General features: G+C 53.3%; 18 protein-coding genes. 9 read left to right on the top strand and 9 right to left on the bottom strand.

Annotated features, from left to right (window positions below; genetic code table 11):
- Nucleotides 1–50: 50 nt before the first annotated feature.
- Together ACFSOY_RS02160 and ACFSOY_RS02155 are read right to left on the bottom strand one after the other, a co-directional pair.
- On the bottom strand, nucleotides 51–350 hold the full coding sequence (locus ACFSOY_RS02160) for a DUF2642 domain-containing protein (RefSeq protein WP_386043882.1): 300 nt from the start codon (nucleotides 348–350) through the stop codon (nucleotides 51–53).
- A gap of 862 nt (nucleotides 351–1,212) precedes the next feature.
- A complete protein-coding gene (locus ACFSOY_RS02155) occupies nucleotides 1,213–1,377 on the bottom strand; it encodes a hypothetical protein (protein ID WP_386043880.1) in 165 nt (54 codons plus the stop codon).
- A 412-nt stretch (nucleotides 1,378–1,789) separates the two neighbouring features.
- Between ACFSOY_RS02155 and ACFSOY_RS02150 the strand changes: the two genes are divergently transcribed.
- Nucleotides 1,790–2,602 carry a histidinol-phosphatase HisJ family protein gene (locus tag ACFSOY_RS02150; RefSeq protein ID WP_386043879.1) on the top strand — a complete coding sequence of 271 codons (813 nt, stop codon included), beginning with the start codon at nucleotides 1,790–1,792 and terminating at the stop codon, nucleotides 2,600–2,602.
- Between the two features lie 53 nt (nucleotides 2,603–2,655).
- On the opposite strand, the gene ACFSOY_RS02145 is transcribed toward ACFSOY_RS02150, so the two are convergent.
- Together ACFSOY_RS02145 and ACFSOY_RS02140 are read right to left on the bottom strand one after the other, a co-directional pair.
- A complete protein-coding gene (locus ACFSOY_RS02145; RefSeq protein WP_386043877.1) occupies nucleotides 2,656–2,814 on the bottom strand; it encodes a hypothetical protein in 159 nt (52 codons plus the stop codon).
- A gap of 14 nt (nucleotides 2,815–2,828) precedes the next feature.
- A complete protein-coding gene (locus tag ACFSOY_RS02140; RefSeq protein ID WP_386043875.1) occupies nucleotides 2,829–4,145 on the bottom strand; it encodes a tetratricopeptide repeat protein in 1,317 nt (438 codons plus the stop codon).
- Nucleotides 4,146–4,383: 238 nt separating this feature from the next.
- Between ACFSOY_RS02140 and ACFSOY_RS02135 the strand changes: the two genes are divergently transcribed.
- Both ACFSOY_RS02135 and ACFSOY_RS02130 read left to right on the top strand, forming a co-directional pair.
- On the top strand, nucleotides 4,384–4,596 hold the full coding sequence (locus ACFSOY_RS02135; RefSeq protein ID WP_386043873.1) for a helix-turn-helix domain-containing protein: 213 nt from the start codon (nucleotides 4,384–4,386) through the stop codon (nucleotides 4,594–4,596).
- A gap of 119 nt (nucleotides 4,597–4,715) precedes the next feature.
- Nucleotides 4,716–5,393: an MBL fold metallo-hydrolase gene (locus ACFSOY_RS02130; protein ID WP_386043871.1), complete on the top strand. Its 678-nt coding sequence runs from the start codon at nucleotides 4,716–4,718 to the stop codon at nucleotides 5,391–5,393.
- Between the two features lie 163 nt (nucleotides 5,394–5,556).
- Here ACFSOY_RS02130 and ACFSOY_RS02125 read toward each other — a convergent pair whose 3' ends face one another.
- Entirely contained in the window at nucleotides 5,557–5,748 is a 192-nt protein-coding gene (locus tag ACFSOY_RS02125) for a capping complex subunit for YIEGIA (protein WP_386043869.1), read from the bottom strand.
- A 3-nt stretch (nucleotides 5,749–5,751) separates the two neighbouring features.
- Nucleotides 5,752–6,669 carry a YIEGIA domain-containing protein gene (locus ACFSOY_RS02120; RefSeq protein ID WP_386043867.1) on the bottom strand — a complete coding sequence of 306 codons (918 nt, stop codon included), beginning with the start codon at nucleotides 6,667–6,669 and terminating at the stop codon, nucleotides 5,752–5,754.
- A gap of 80 nt (nucleotides 6,670–6,749) precedes the next feature.
- Between ACFSOY_RS02120 and ACFSOY_RS02115 the strand changes: the two genes are divergently transcribed.
- Complete coding sequence (locus tag ACFSOY_RS02115; protein WP_386043865.1) at nucleotides 6,750–7,400, top strand: SIR2 family NAD-dependent protein deacylase; 651 nt, start codon at nucleotides 6,750–6,752, stop codon at nucleotides 7,398–7,400.
- A gap of 63 nt (nucleotides 7,401–7,463) precedes the next feature.
- Here the strand turns inward: ACFSOY_RS02115 and ACFSOY_RS02110 are convergent, their stop codons facing one another.
- Nucleotides 7,464–7,628 carry a hypothetical protein gene (locus ACFSOY_RS02110; protein WP_386043863.1) on the bottom strand — a complete coding sequence of 55 codons (165 nt, stop codon included), beginning with the start codon at nucleotides 7,626–7,628 and terminating at the stop codon, nucleotides 7,464–7,466.
- Between the two features lie 190 nt (nucleotides 7,629–7,818).
- Between ACFSOY_RS02110 and glpK the strand changes: the two genes are divergently transcribed.
- The 4 genes from glpK to ACFSOY_RS02090 all read left to right on the top strand — a co-directional run bounded on the left by glpK (nucleotide 7,819) and on the right by ACFSOY_RS02090 (nucleotide 11,545).
- Nucleotides 7,819–9,327 (top strand): glycerol kinase GlpK, encoded by a 1,509-nt coding sequence (glpK, locus tag ACFSOY_RS02105; RefSeq protein WP_386043861.1) that lies wholly within the window; start codon nucleotides 7,819–7,821, stop codon nucleotides 9,325–9,327.
- A gap of 106 nt (nucleotides 9,328–9,433) precedes the next feature.
- Entirely contained in the window at nucleotides 9,434–10,849 is a 1,416-nt protein-coding gene (locus tag ACFSOY_RS02100; RefSeq protein WP_386043859.1) for a leucyl aminopeptidase family protein, read from the top strand.
- A 24-nt stretch (nucleotides 10,850–10,873) separates the two neighbouring features.
- Nucleotides 10,874–11,161: a hypothetical protein gene (locus ACFSOY_RS02095; RefSeq protein WP_386043857.1), complete on the top strand. Its 288-nt coding sequence runs from the start codon at nucleotides 10,874–10,876 to the stop codon at nucleotides 11,159–11,161.
- Between the two features lie 24 nt (nucleotides 11,162–11,185).
- Nucleotides 11,186–11,545, top strand: coding sequence for a hypothetical protein (locus ACFSOY_RS02090; RefSeq protein ID WP_386043855.1), 360 nt, complete (start codon nucleotides 11,186–11,188; stop codon nucleotides 11,543–11,545).
- 34 nt (nucleotides 11,546–11,579) lie between these two features.
- Here ACFSOY_RS02090 and ACFSOY_RS02085 read toward each other — a convergent pair whose 3' ends face one another.
- Both ACFSOY_RS02085 and ACFSOY_RS02080 read right to left on the bottom strand, forming a co-directional pair.
- A complete protein-coding gene (locus ACFSOY_RS02085) occupies nucleotides 11,580–12,098 on the bottom strand; it encodes a hypothetical protein (RefSeq protein WP_386043853.1) in 519 nt (172 codons plus the stop codon).
- A complete protein-coding gene (locus ACFSOY_RS02080; RefSeq protein ID WP_386043852.1) occupies nucleotides 12,095–13,057 on the bottom strand; it encodes a DNA-3-methyladenine glycosylase family protein in 963 nt (320 codons plus the stop codon). The genes ACFSOY_RS02085 and ACFSOY_RS02080 overlap by 4 nt, the downstream gene beginning before the upstream one ends.
- 76 nt (nucleotides 13,058–13,133) lie before the next feature.
- On the opposite strand from ACFSOY_RS02080, the gene ACFSOY_RS02075 reads away from it, so the two are divergent.
- A complete protein-coding gene (locus ACFSOY_RS02075; protein ID WP_386043850.1) occupies nucleotides 13,134–14,072 on the top strand; it encodes a GNAT family N-acetyltransferase in 939 nt (312 codons plus the stop codon).
- The last annotated feature ends 43 nt before the right edge of the window (nucleotides 14,073–14,115 follow it).

Raw genomic sequence — 14,115 nt, 5'->3', positions numbered from 1 at the left:
AAAATAGAAGAAAAAACGGCAGTCAAAATTGGCCACCGTTTTGGGAAGTCTTATATGAAGAATCTGCGCCGCCTTATTGCAAGGAGCAGGAAAAACGGGATGAAGAAGAATGGGTTGAAAAAGGGTCGGAAAAACACATTCTCCTGTTGCGACTCAGCTCCTTGATCAGCATATTCAACTTCCAATTCCTTTTGACCATCTGCATAGCCAGCAGTGTTTCCTCCTTGCATATCCAGCACAATACCGTCAGGACGCACCTCCCTTAGGATTCCTGTACGCATTCCACTGGGGGTTTGGCAATCTACCCACTGGCCTACAAGAGAACGTGCGTATTGAGGACTTACAGCCAAATCTTTCACCTCCTTAAAAGGATGGGGTAAGAAATCTAATAGGTGCCATGGACTCCTGTGCCTGGCACGAGCAGAAGGAATAGAACGAAAATGATCAGAAACACTACTGCCCATCGGGTTAGGGAACCAAAAGTTCCATACATCTTAAAGACCCCTCGCTTCACATCCGTTTATCAGATGTTTTTAGTAGCATTGAATGCTGGTCGTTTGAACAGGGTAGCAGTTGGGGATCAACAAGATAAACAGAACAAAGATGATCAGAAATACAACTGCCCAACGGGTGAAATGACCGAAGCAACCATCCATTTTTCTTTCCCTCCATTTCGATCATTGTCTTGCATTCTATGCTTGACTAAAAAGCTTGGTTCAAGGCGCACGCTCTGTATGATAAAAAATGGTTTTTAGTTCTCGTGAGGGCTATCGACACTTTTATGCGCCACCGATCCCGTACATCGTAGGAGAGGTGTTGCCGTCAGGTCCAATGAAGCACTTAGATAAGGTCAAACCTGGCGTTCCGAATGGCATCACTTGTGAGCAGGTACCGCCAGGTCCGTTAGCATTGGCTGGCGACCCTACCGATCCTCTGATCGGCGATGTGGTACTAGGCGACCCTACATGGCGGTCGAGATTGTTCCAAGTGATCCGAACACACTAAACGGTGATCTCAAACCACCTCTGCCGATCAGAGCGGAGGACGTAGGAGTTGGCCCGACTGCATGGAAGGTCAATCCATCTGATTCAAACAGCCGTATGACACTGGTTTGCAACCAGAATCCTATCGAACCCTTCATGGATGATGCGGTTCCAACAAGAAAGTCAGCATAGAAAAATCCCCGTTCGTTTGAGCGGGGATTTTTCTATACTATATATAAGCGTTTGATGGGGGGATTGTCCCGCCGCCACCACCACCACCTCCACCAGTGCCACATCCGCCTTCACAATTGTATGACGGAGCTGCTTGCGCGGAAGAAGTAGTCAATAACAGGGAAGCACCAAGCAAAGCAGTAAGGATGATTTTCTTTTTCATAATATCAATCCTCCTTTTTATATAATTATAATATAATGAATTTTATGAAAATTCAATGTTTATTTTATGTTTGAAAAAATAGCAGAAAGAATGGACTCTCTTTCTATTTTTCGTAGAGAATGAAAGATGAATAATTCCTTCAGCGGACAGAAAATACCTGGCTCAATGAACTGGATATTTCTGTCGCTTTCTATTAAAAGCAGCACACAAGACCCCGCTCATCCGAACAGGGTCTTGTGTGTGCAAACGGATTATACGGAATCCAAACGGAATCAGTCGGTTTGAAACAGAGGAAGATCAACCTTCCATCCTTGACTATACGGATTCAAACGGAAATATGGGTGCTCTAATGGATTTTGGCAGAGTGTCCTGCTAGAATAGGACTCATCGATCAGAAAAGAGGTGGGCAGGGATGAGAACAGACTATCATGTTCACACCGAGCGCGGCCCCTATACGGTAGAGTGGCTGGAGCGCTTTATCGAAACCGCCCGAATGCGCGGTGTAGAGGAGCTGGGGATCTCGGAGCACGGGTACCGGTTCAAGCAGACTCAGGCGCTTTTTGACAATGAGTGGACGAGCAAGAAGCGCACCGAAGATCTGGATGAATACATGCAGATGGTGATGGACGCGCGGAAGGCTGGGCACAAGGTGAAGTTCGGCATCGAGCTCGACTATGTGCCTGGACGGGATGAAGACATGCGTCATTTTCTGGCCAGCTATCCTTTCGATTATGTGATCGGTTCGGTGCATTGGTTAGGGGATTTCGGCTTCGACCTGCTCGAATACCGCACACGTTGGGAGGAGCGGATCGTATCGGAGATCTACGAGGAATATTTTCAGATCTTGATCAACCTGGCAGACTCTCGCCTGTTCCAGATCGTCGGTCATCCGGACGTGATCAAAGTGTTTGGGCATGAGCCGGACGATCGGGAGTTTTTGCTGAGCTGGTATGCGCGCTTGGCCGCTCATTTCAAAAAGAACGACCAGTGCATCGAAGTTTCGACCGCCGGCTTGCGCAAGCCTGTTCAGAAAATGTACCCCGCTCCAGACTTTTTGCGGGCATGCTTTCAAGCCCAGGTGCCGATCGCGCTCTCTTCTGACGCACATCGCCCAGAAGATGTTGGCGCCGATTATGACACGGCGATCGCTTACATTCGTGAGGCGGGCTACACGAACATCTGCACATTCGAAAATCGTGTGCGCACGCTGGTTGCGCTCACCTGACATCGCTCAAACAGAGATGGAGACCCCGATCGGGGTCTCCATTTTTGCTTCCTTTAGGGAGTGGAACTTGGACAGATCAGAATGCCTGTGACCGGGTCGAGCGTGCAGGATTCCCAAATCGGTGGGTCATCTGCGAGCAGTTCGTTTTGCAAGAAGATTGCACTCACAATGAATAGGGCCAGCAACAGCAATGCAAGGACGATCTTTTTCATCCACGTTGGCTCCTCTACGATTTTTTTAGCAGTCTTCGATAGTGCTGGTTTGCTAGACGAACATAGTGGATAGCCTGTCGATCCCTCCCTTTTTGAATATAATGATCGCCAAGCTTTTCTGCCGCCTCGGCAAGCTCGGTCGAAAATTTCAGTTTTTCGAACGACTCGATCGCTTGCTTGTAAAAATGAATGAACACCTCTTCTTGGTTCTGCTGCAGGGCCAGGTCGCCAAAATGACGCTTTGTGATCGCCAGTTGCAAGGGGTTGTTCATCTGTTCTGCTCTGGTGAGGCACTCTTGAAGAATGCGTCTCGCCTTTTCAAATTCACCATAGTGTATTTCAACTTTTGCCAGCGCATGAAGGGTGTTCAAGATGCTCGCCTTGTCACCAGACTGACGCTTGAGCTTGAGCGCGCGAAGAAAGTGTTTGCGCGCTTTATCAAAGGAACTGATCTTCAACTCGACTTCCCCGAGGTTGTGATAGGAGCGTGCGAGTGAGCGCAGATCGTTCGTCTGGCTCAAAATGCGGATCGATCGCTCGATCTGTTGTCTTGCCTGGGTGATGCGCCCCTGATTTTTATAGGCGGTTCCCATCATCATCAGCGTGCGCCCGATCTTGATGATCTCGTCGCGATGTTCGAACTGTTGCAGCGCCTGCTCCGAGTACCAAATGCAGCCTTCCCAGTTTTGCAGCATCTGTTTGATCAAGGCCATGCCGAAATAGAGGTTGCCCGCTTCTTTTGTCGCAGTCGGGGTTGTCACCAGCTGTTCTGCCTTGCGCAGCAGGTCGAAAGCTTCCCACATGTTTCCGACCATGTAATAGTTTCGGCTGACGGTGATATACGTATTGATCACGCGGTCTAAGTGAGGCTCAGGGTCGAGCAGGCGCAGCGCTTCCTGTCCCCAGTCGGTCGAGGTGCTGTACTTGGAGACCGCATGGTAGAGCGTGCATAACAGGTAGGAGCTTTCCTGCAGATAGCGCGTGTTGTTCTTGACCAACGCTTCCGCATATAGGGTATGTAAAACTTCCATCGCTTCGTTCAATCGATTGGATTCCTGATGGCGAAGCGCCGTTTTGAGCAGATCCTCCAACCAATCCTCGCGAAGTTCGTTCATCTGAAGCAATTCTTGTACGGGGCAGTTCAAGCGTTCGGCAAACACTTCAAGCGTCTCCGCTGAAACATTTAATTTGCCACGCTCGATCAAGGAGATCGCTTGTACAGAAAAAAGACCTTTTGCTAGATGAGCTTGGGTCAGACCGAGAGCTTTTCTCCGTTCTCGAATATTTTGTCCAATCTGAATGGATCTTTTATTCTTCCAAGCCTGATTCATCTCCAACCTCCAAATATTGAAAATACATGATCTATATTTTATCAAATGGGGGCTTGAAAGACCATAGAGTAAAGCTTCTTAAAGTAGTATTTTGTCGAAAAATGTCGTTGAAACTTTAATTAAAGCAATTGTGGTTTTTTGTCGAAAAATTATGTTATAAAATAAGTAAATATCAAATCGTTATTCTTTAGTTGTGGTGTGGGGGAACAATAATGAAAAGATGGGGAGTCAGATAATCATGAGCGATTTGACCATTGGGATGCAGCTGAAGAAAATCAGGAAACAGACAGGGTTATCAGTAAAAGAGCTAGCCGATCGCGCTGGAGTTTCACAATCTTATATCTATGCGATCGAATCTGGAAATCGCGGTGCGAACGCGACTAAATTGTCGAATATTGCGAACGCGCTAGGAATTCCGGTTGCCGATCTATATGATGTTTGGAATCTCTAACTTTAATAAATCATTCTAAACTTACGAAGTAAGGGCGTCTCCCATTGTAGGAGATGTCCTTTTGATTTTACTTATGGTATAACAGAGTGAGGATTGGCTTTCAACAGGAGGGATTGTAGATGAGTATCAAAATACAGTTGCATGCGCTGGGGATCTTCCAAGAGAACTGCTACGTGCTCGTCGATGAGGCGACGAACCAAGCGGTGATCGTCGACCCCGGACAGGACCCGGATGAGGTGATCGAAGCCATTCAGGGGCTCGATGTGGTCAGCATCATCATCACGCATGCGCATCTGGATCACATCGCAGGTCTGCGCGAAGTGAAGCAAGCGGCTCCACAAGCGAAAGTGATGATTCATGAGGTGGAAAAAGACTGGCTGGTCGACCCGGAGCTGAACGGTTCTGCCCGCTATCCGGAATATATCGACCCGATCGATGGCCCAGGGGCGGATGTGATCTTGCAACATGGAGATCTGATCGCGCTTGGCGAGCACCGACTGGAAGTTCGCTTCACGCCGGGGCATTCGCCCGGGCATGTGGTCTTTGTCGGCGCAGGTTTCGTGATCGCAGGGGACACGCTGTTCAACAATGGCATCGGCCGCACCGACCTTCCCGGCGGTGATACAGCGCTGCTGATCAAAAGCATTCGCGAACAGCTGTACACTCTTCCAGAAGAGACGATCGTCTATCCAGGGCATGGCCCGTCGACGACGATCGGACGCGAACGCAAATCGAACTGGGCGGTGAACGATCAGGGCGATCTGCTTTCTGGCGGCTCCAACGTGCAGTGGACCTAGTCGATCACGTTCAACCATTTCATCCAGCTCCATGCTGATCGAGAGTGAAGCGCCCCCGCTACAGGGGGCGTTTTTTTGTTTCGCCTGTGCTGTTCGTTTCGATGACGTTCGTTTCGCTGAAAGGAGCGGATGAGCGCACAGGTTCTTCTCGATTGGAAGGAAGTCAGGTATCGAGAACCATGTATACGCCGATCGACAGCGAGGCGACCTCTCCTTGCACGGCGAGGGCGATCTCTTGAGCCAGCTTTTGACACTGCTCGGTCGAATCGGCGAGAAATGTTTGTGCTTTGCCCCCAGCCAGATGCTTTTTATCGGTTGCGATCACAGCGATGATGTTGCGGGAACGATTCGCCATCTCTCATTCTCCTTTTCGGTCAGCAACGAGCTCTGGGTCGCGCATTCGAGCGCTCTTTTTGGTCGATTCGAGCAGCGGCACTTCCGCCACAAGCTTGAGCAGTGTGCGAGCATCGCGGTGAATCGGGATCATCGCAAAACAGATGCGCCCATTGTCGAAGTCCCTGCGCATGCAGATGTAGCGCTTCAGCCCGAGGGTGCGCGCCGCTTCATGGATGATCGCTTGGCGCTGACCATAGTTGGCCAGCGCGATCTGTGCGTCCGCATCGCGCGGTGTGATCATCACCGCCATCCCTTCTTCCAGGTAGCGCGCTTGGGCATCGGGCAGTCCAACATTTTTAACGATGATGTCGTCGACGCAGAGCATGTCCGCATCGAAGGAGATCTGGGCGAGACGAATGTCGGCGATCTCGCCGAGCGTTCGCCCTTTTGTATAGTTCCAGAGGAGCCATGCGGCGAGGGTGCCGACAGCCGCACCGCAGGCGATGTCGAGCAGGGGCCGGTTGCCAGGAATCAGCGTCATCGTCAGCACGGTGAGGAATGCGCAGATCAACGACAGGTAGTTGCGCGCCTCAAACGTTTTGGCGATGCCGTCGATATAGGCGGTGCCGCGGGCGGTAAACTCTGTCTGCTCCAAGTCGTGCAACGAGCTCTTCTCCATTTTCCGCACGTCGCGAAACTGCTGGATCGCCAGTGCCAAAAAGGAGACGCCGACAAAGTTTTTCGTCAGCAAGGAGGGAATCGCCACCGCACCGATCGCAGCTGCGACCGCTCCGGTGACCACATGGATGATGTAGCCGTTCGGATAGCTCGGATATTGGCGATAGTCTTCTCGCAAGGTCATCAGGCGGGCGAGCGTGCCGACGACGAAGCCGGTGGTGATCATCATCAAATGTTCGGTGGATAACAGCTCTTGTGCCACTGGATCGCCTCCATGATGATCAAGCTAAAGATAGTATGTGAATTTGGGTCATACTGTTATCCAGAAGGGAGGCTTGCGAAATGGAGCAACAGTGGAAAGGCTGGGCGAAGAGCGCGAAGCGTCCTGTCGCGATCACCGGAGCTGGCATCTCCGTTCCGAGCGGTCTGCCGACTGCCGCTGCGAAGTGGAGAGGGTTCACGTTGCAGGAGATCTTCACCGTCGACATGTACCGTCGGGAGCCGGAAACTTTTTATCGGTGCTACCGAGAGATGTTGCTCGACTGGCGCACTGCCCAGCCGAATCCGGCACATCGCGCGCTCGCCGAGGCGAAGGTGAGCGTCATCACGCAGAACATCGATGGGCTTCATCAAAAGGCGGGAAGTGCCGAAGTGTTAGAAGTGCATGGCAATCTGCGAGAGCTCATCTGTGAAACGTGCTATGCGCTCTATCCGTCTGAGGAGGCGAAAGGCGATCGGACGCCATGTTGTCCAAGCTGTCAACAGCTGCTGAAGCCAAACATCGTGCTGGCTGGGGAGGATGTGCGGCACATCGCGATCGCCGTCGATCGGGTCGGTCAGGCAGACCTGCTGCTGATCGTCGGCACCAAGCTTGAGATGAAGCCGGTCTGTGCGCTGCCGAAGATCGCAGAGGAGAAAGGGGTGCCGATTATCAGGTGCAACCACAGTGCGGAACTCCTGCTTCCGGAGCTTTGCGAATGGTTAAAACGATAAAAAGCCCCTGTGGTATGCCACAGGGGTGATGGTACGTATACATTCAAAAGGTTGAAAATAGGTTTACCAGCGAGCTTCTGGGCCTGCGGTGATGAAGGCGATTGCCAAGAATGCACCAGCAAATCCGACGAGGATTGTTGCGAATGCGGCCGCATTGACCGAAAGCAACAAGCCAAACAAAGCCATGATCATACACATAAGTGCGATGCCCATATAGTAACGGTACACAGGAGTCCCTCCCTACGCTCTGATTTCTATTAGTCATGATACCACTATTTTTCAAAGCTATGCAACAGATTTCACCTGTTGAAGCGCTCGCTTTCACAAAGTCGTAAGAATTGGAAAGAAGCGGTGCCGATTCCGCGCTGTTCAAAAAATGAAAATTCAATTAATATTGAGTGGAGAGGGGGCACGAGACATGTCGGACAACAGGAAGCGGCGCTATGTGGTCGCGCTCGATCAGGGAACGACAAGTTCACGGGCGATCATCTATGATCAGAACGCCTGTGCGCTTGCGGTCGAGCAGCTGACGTTTCCGCAGTATTACCCGGAGCCAGGACATGTTGAGCACGATGCGCTCGAAATCTGGGAGACGCAGTTGCAAGCGCTGAGACAAGCTCTGCAAAAGGCGAGCGTTCAGCCGGATGAGGTGGCGGCGATCGGCATCACCAATCAGCGCGAGACGACGGTGATCTGGGAGCGGGCGACAGGCAGGCCGATCGCGCCGGCGATCGTCTGGCAATGCCGCCGAACGGCAGGTCGCTGTGATGAGCTTCGTCGAGCTGGATATGACAAGATCATTCGCAGCAAGACCGGCTTGGTGGTCGACGCCTACTTTTCTGGAACGAAAGCGGAGTGGCTGCTCGATCGATCGCCTGAGCTCCGCGCGCGAGCAGCCAAAGGGGAGCTGCTTTTCGGCACGATCGACACCTGGCTGCTCTGGAAGCTCTCAGGGGGCAGACTGCACATCACCGATGTGACGAACGCGTCGCGAACACTCCTTTTCAACATTCACACGCTCGACTGGGATGACGAGCTGTTGCAGCTGTTCGGCATCCCGCGCAACATGTTGCCAACAGTCTGCGGATCGAGCGAAGTCTACGGGATGACCGACCGCGACCTGCTCGGGGTGGAAATCCCGCTCGCCGGCATCGCGGGCGATCAGCAGGCCGCTCTGTTCGGGCAAGGCTGTTTTGCGGAAGGGATGGCAAAAAACACGTACGGCACCGGCTGTTTTCTGTTGATGAACACAGGTGAGATGCCGAGAGAATCGAAGCGCGGTCTGCTGACCACCATCGCCTGGAAGATCGGTGAAGAGGTGCAATACGCGCTCGAAGGGAGCGTATTTATCGCCGGCGCGGGCGTGCAGTGGTTGCGCGATGAGCTCCAGATCGTGCAGGATGCAGCCGAGTCGGAACGGTTGGCCCGATCGGTGCCAGACAGCAATGGCGTCTACGTGGTGCCCGCCTTTACTGGACTTGGCGCTCCCTATTGGGACGCTTACGCTCGGGGTGGGATCTTCGGCCTGACGCGCGATACGTCCCGCGCGCACATCGCCCGTGCGATGCTGGAGGCGATCGCCTACCAGACGCGCGACGTGCTCGATGCGATGCGAGCAGATTCAGGACTGGCGATCTCCCGGCTGCTCGTCGATGGAGGCGCGACGCAGAACAGCTTTTTGATGCAATACCAAGCGGATCTGCTCGGCACAGAGGTGGTGCGGGCTGCAGATCATGAATCGACAGCGCGCGGAGCTGCCTTTCTGGCTGGCCTCGCGATCGGCATGTGGAGCAGCCTGGATGATTTGAGGCGGTTGGCTGGTGAGCAGATGTCATTTTCCCCGCAGATGGCGGCCGGAGAACGCGAAGATCGCTATGCTGGCTGGCAGAAGGCGGTCGAGCGGGTAAAGGGATGGATCGACGCCTAGTGGGAAAAACTTTTCTTGGTGTTTTAAAGGGAACGAGGTATAATGGCAATGAAAGAATATTTCCATATGCGAAAGTTTTGAAAGAGAATAGAAGGAGGAACTTGAGATGAACTTTACTCTGGGTACATATCAAGCGGGCAAGACGACGATCCTGCCTGTATTTATCGGTCAAAACGTTGAAAAGCTCGGCCTGAAGCTGAGCGATTATCATGGCAAGAAAAAAGACCATGTCGTATGGTTCGATCATGAGGGCACCCGCTTTGTTGTCGTCGGTCTCGGCGATGCAAAGAAGTTCGAGCTGAACAAGTTCCGTGACGCGGTGGCGTTCGGCGCTCGCGCAGCGCGCAAAGAAGGCGTGGCTGAGGTGACCGTCCTGCTCCCAGAAGGCACTTCCTACTCCAAAGATGATCTCGTGCACACGGTGGCAGAAGGCTACGTGATGGGCGAGTATCAATTTGACAAATACAAGTCGAGAAAAGAAGGATCGACCGTTCAGTCGATCACGATCGCTTCGCTCGACGGTGACCTCGCAGGCCATGAGGATGCGATCACCCGCGGTAAGATCTACGGGGAAGGCACTGTGATCGCTCGCGAGCTGAACAACGAGCCGACCAACAAGATGCGCCCGTATGACCTCGCAGACTACGTGACCAACCTGTTTAAAGATTCGGGCGCTACTGTGGAGCTCTTCAAGGATGAGGAGCTGGTCAAGAACCAGTTTAACGGCCTGATCACAGTCGGTCGCGGATCGATTCACAAGCCGGTCATGATCAAGATCAACTTCCAAAACGATCAGTCGAAACCGCTGACCGCTCTGGTCGGCAAAGGTCTGACCTTTGACGTTGGCGGCTATTCGCTGAAGATCGCGCGCGATCTGTCAGACATGCGGATGGACATGGGCGGAGCAGCGGCGACTGTCGGTGCGATGTACATCTTGACCCGTCTGAACGCACCGGTCAACGTTGTGGGCATCATCGGTTCTTGTGAGAACCTGATCGACAACAACGCGATGCTTCCGGGGGAGATCATCGAATACCGCAACGGGAAGACTGTCTCTGTCGGCAACACCGACGCAGAAGGTCGCCTCGTGCTCGCCGACGCGCTGATCCTGTCGCAGGAGATCGGGGCGGAGCGCGTGATCGACATCGCGACGCTGACCGGCGCTTGCATGCGCGCGCTCGGTTCGAAGATGGCTGGCTTCTGGGCGAACGATGAAAGCGTAGCAGAAACGGTTGAGCAGGCAGCGAAAGTCACCGGAGAAAAGGTGTGGGAACTCCCGCTGTTCGATGAGTACGAAGATCTGCTGTACTCTCCGATCGCCGATCTGTCGAACATCTCCTCGGGCGACCTGGCTGGTGCGATCACCGCAGCTCTGTTCTTGCGCAACTTTGTCGGCGAGAACCAAAAATGGGCGCATGTCGATATGGCTGGCCCGATGGCGGTCAACCGTTCGCACTCCTTTAGCAACGAAGGGGCGATCGGCTACGGAGCGCGCCTGTTGGCAGAGTTCGCTCAACGCTAGAGGCTGCGAGAAAGAGACAGCTAGATGTCCTATATTCGTTTTTGGTGGCGCACCTGTCTTGTCTTCTGCCCAGCCGTCTTTCTGATCCTCTTCCTCAGCGGCGTATCTCTGCTCTACTCGGTGCTGTCAGCTCTTGGCGTGGCAGTCATCGGCATGCTTTTGATCTTGCCATTCATCTTTGTCTTCTCCCGCGTCGATCGCACCATGTGGTCGAAGGAAGAGGAGATCAAGCGCAAACTTCGCTATCAGCAGAAGCTGCGCGAATGGGAAGATCAAGACGAGGACGAGTCGGAAGAGGAGCGAGGACGTTAATTCTGAAAAGCGAGGAGACCTGACATGTATTTCGCCTACGTACTCGAACAAAGCCGAAAAGCAAAAGCGACGCGCAGCGCTTATGAGCATGTCAAATCGCATATGAAATCACCGCTTTTGCCGCCGGTGACGATCGCCGATTTTCTGTTGACAGATGGTGTGGTCGTGCAACAGCAGGACAAGCACAGAGTGCTCAACTTGCGACTGCACGATGAGCATCTCAGCCCCTATTTGAAATCGAACGCTTCTCTGTTCCACCTGTTGATGATCGACGACAAGACAGAGACGAAGATCTATCGCGGGGAGAACGGTTGGATGCTCGTCTTCGAAGGCATTCAGGCACAACCGAAGCCATTCGGTCAAAACGGCTTCGATCTGCGATAACGAAAACACCATCCCAGCTGGGATGGTGTTTTTTTTACTCCGGATGTTTTCGCAGCGGTGGAAACACATCGATGTTGACGACAGCGTTGCGCAGGACAGAAAGGCCCACCGTGTCACCAACACGCACATCTGAAAACGTGACGACCTTCGTGTTTTGCGTGACCGATGCTGAAGGAGGAACGGCATAGGTCACTTTTCGATTGGCTTGGTGCAAAGCTGTCTTCGTTTTCACCAGCAAGGTGATCGATCCTGCGCTGTTGTCTGTCGGCGGCTTGTATGCCAACACCTGCCCGTGGAAATGCTGTTCGAACTGCTCATGCGAAAGCGGCTCCTTCGACGTGCGATCGATGGTGAGCTCAGCAGATAAGAGTGCGGAGCGTGCTCCGACCTGCCGCTCAAGCAGCAGGTGCTCCGCGTAGTGATTGGCGCTTTCGAAATTTGTGAATCGATCGACCGGCTCGTCGAGAGCGAACCACCTCGCTTGGGCGACGCTTGACGCGCTGAGCCCCGTTGTAAACGATGCGATGAGCAAAAGAAGCTTGAATCGCTTCAATCGGACCGCCCCTTTTTTTGTTTAGCTTGCTTCAACTTGTCGCGCGCGATGCCATACGCGGTCCAAAGATAATAGGTGGCGTATGATTCGTACCCTTTCCAGCCAGCTGCAAATTCGCGCACCTCCTGCTCGGTCGGCTGCACCTCCAGTTGCCAGAAGTGCTGAATGGCGTTGCGCAACCCGATGTCTGCTGCGGGCAAAAGGTTGGGGCGACCCAGGCCGAACAGCAACACGCACTCTGCCGTCCAGCGCCCGATGCCGCGCAATCTGATCAGAAAGTCGATCGCTTCCTCGTTGGACATGCTGTGCAGACTGTCCAAATCGATGCTTCCCTCTGCCACCCCGCGGGAAAAGTCGATCACATATTCCGCTTTGCGCTGGGAGAACTTCAGCGCTCTCAGCTGATCATACTCCAAGCGGGCGATCTGCTCGGCGGAGGGAAAGGCATAGTGGCTCTGCCCATCAACTTCGATCGAAGTCGCACAGAGTTCGACGAGAGAACGCTTGAGCGCCTCGGCGAACGTCAGGTTGACCTGTTGTCCGATGATGGAGAGGATCATCGATTCAAACGGGCCGGAGTCGAGCAGCAGATGCATGCCTGACAGCTCTTGGGTGATGCTGCTCATCACAGGATCGTTCGAAATACGTTCGTAGAAGGGAAGCAGAGAGCGATCGACCGATAGCATGTGACGCCAGATCTGCGCAGCCTGATCCGCTTGCTCCCGATCTGTCGCGCCTTGCACTTCGAGCAGGATGACCGGAGGGTGTTTGACGTCTTGGATCGCATCTGTTGAGACATGCACCAACACGGGACTACCTCCGATGATGTGCGCCCGCGACAGGCGACTCTCCCCGTACGAGTAGAGGTAAGAGTTGGACGAGTTGGCCACTCGTTTTTGAAAATATTCGAAGCGATAGGGTGCGGCAGGTGTCAATTGATAGGACATGTTGGTCGACATTTTCTTCTTTCCCCCTTAATGTAGTTTTACTGTATAGTAGAGTTGAGCTGATCGTCAAATGAACGGAGGTTTTGAGATGGAATTTTTGGTGCGTCCTGTCCAGCCGGGAGATTTGCGACACCTCACGCACCTCGTCCATGCTTCGAGAGGACTGGAGGGTGCGGCGCTCGATGAACTGGTCGAGCGGGAAGTGGCTCGCTTTCAGGAGCAGGGCATGGTGGAGATGATCGAATCCAACACGCTGGTAGCGCTCGATGGCGAGCGCTTTGCCGGGATGCTGCGCTATGGTGAGTTCGAAAATGAACTGCAGCTTCTGCGCCCGGATGTCGACCCTCGCTATGATCAACGAGCGGTGGCAAAAGCGCTGTTGACCGACATCTGGTCGTTCGTGCGGCAGGAGATGACCCATGCGACCTATGTGGATTATCCGATGCACTCCTCGACGCTGGGCGATGTTTTCGAAGAGGCCGGTTTCTCGCTCTGGTTGGAGCGTTTTGATATGCGACTCAAACTGAGAGAGCAAGTGGCGCCACGGGGGACAGGACTACAGTTTTTTAGCTTCACCGAGGCGGTCAAAGCGCGTTTTTACCAAGTCTATGCAGCTTCTTTCGCCGGATCGCTCGATCCGATGATGAAGTGGTGTGTCGATCATCCGGTCGAGAGCTTTGAGATGTTTCAGACGCGGTATGGGCCGGTCGATCCAGAATTATGGTTTCTGGCGAGCGATGCGGACGGACAGGACGTCGGGATCGCCATGTTTCAACAGATCACATCGGGGCGCTATGCGGGCGATACGCTGCTGATGTATACGGCGGTTGCCGAGCATGCCCGAGGGAAGGGATATGGCGGCGAGATCGTGCGCGAAGGTCTCAGGCGGGTAAGGGATAAGCAGGGGCCAGCACATGCGGTATCCTTGAGCGTGACGCGGACCAACGCGCCTGCTGCCAACATCTATGCGGGGATCGGGTTTCGCAGGACGGAAGAGTTTAACGTCTACAAGCGAGACAGAGAGTAGGGTCGAAACTCTCATCCGTTTTTGATACACTTGTAAAAAGAAG

Origin of the sequence: Tumebacillus lipolyticus, from assembly GCF_042682745.1 — a bacterium.
Lineage (GTDB): Bacteria > Bacillota > Bacilli > Tumebacillales > Tumebacillaceae > Tumebacillus_A > Tumebacillus_A lipolyticus.
This window is presented reverse-complemented; position numbering and strand designations above follow the sequence as displayed.

Bases quoted from the DNA above. Each gene is read 5' to 3' on its own strand.
- ACFSOY_RS02155 (WP_386043880.1), bottom strand. From the start codon at position 1,377: ATGAAAAAGAAAATCATCCTTACTGCTTTGCTTGGTGCTTCCCTGTTA.
- ACFSOY_RS02150 (WP_386043879.1), top strand. From the start codon at position 1,790: ATGAGAACAGACTATCATGTTCACACCGAGCGCGGCCCCTATACGGTA.
- ACFSOY_RS02145 (WP_386043877.1), bottom strand. From the start codon at position 2,814: ATGAAAAAGATCGTCCTTGCATTGCTGTTGCTGGCCCTATTCATTGTG.
- ACFSOY_RS02140 (WP_386043875.1), bottom strand. From the start codon at position 4,145: ATGAATCAGGCTTGGAAGAATAAAAGATCCATTCAGATTGGACAAAAT.
- ACFSOY_RS02135 (WP_386043873.1), top strand. From the start codon at position 4,384: ATGAGCGATTTGACCATTGGGATGCAGCTGAAGAAAATCAGGAAACAG.
- ACFSOY_RS02130 (WP_386043871.1), top strand. From the start codon at position 4,716: ATGAGTATCAAAATACAGTTGCATGCGCTGGGGATCTTCCAAGAGAAC.
- ACFSOY_RS02125 (WP_386043869.1), bottom strand. From the start codon at position 5,748: ATGGCGAATCGTTCCCGCAACATCATCGCTGTGATCGCAACCGATAAA.
- ACFSOY_RS02115 (WP_386043865.1), top strand. From the start codon at position 6,750: ATGGAGCAACAGTGGAAAGGCTGGGCGAAGAGCGCGAAGCGTCCTGTC.
- glpK (WP_386043861.1), top strand. From the start codon at position 7,819: ATGTCGGACAACAGGAAGCGGCGCTATGTGGTCGCGCTCGATCAGGGA.
- ACFSOY_RS02100 (WP_386043859.1), top strand. From the start codon at position 9,434: ATGAACTTTACTCTGGGTACATATCAAGCGGGCAAGACGACGATCCTG.
- ACFSOY_RS02095 (WP_386043857.1), top strand. From the start codon at position 10,874: ATGTCCTATATTCGTTTTTGGTGGCGCACCTGTCTTGTCTTCTGCCCA.
- ACFSOY_RS02090 (WP_386043855.1), top strand. From the start codon at position 11,186: ATGTATTTCGCCTACGTACTCGAACAAAGCCGAAAAGCAAAAGCGACG.
- ACFSOY_RS02080 (WP_386043852.1), bottom strand. From the start codon at position 13,057: ATGTCGACCAACATGTCCTATCAATTGACACCTGCCGCACCCTATCGC.
- ACFSOY_RS02075 (WP_386043850.1), top strand. From the start codon at position 13,134: ATGGAATTTTTGGTGCGTCCTGTCCAGCCGGGAGATTTGCGACACCTC.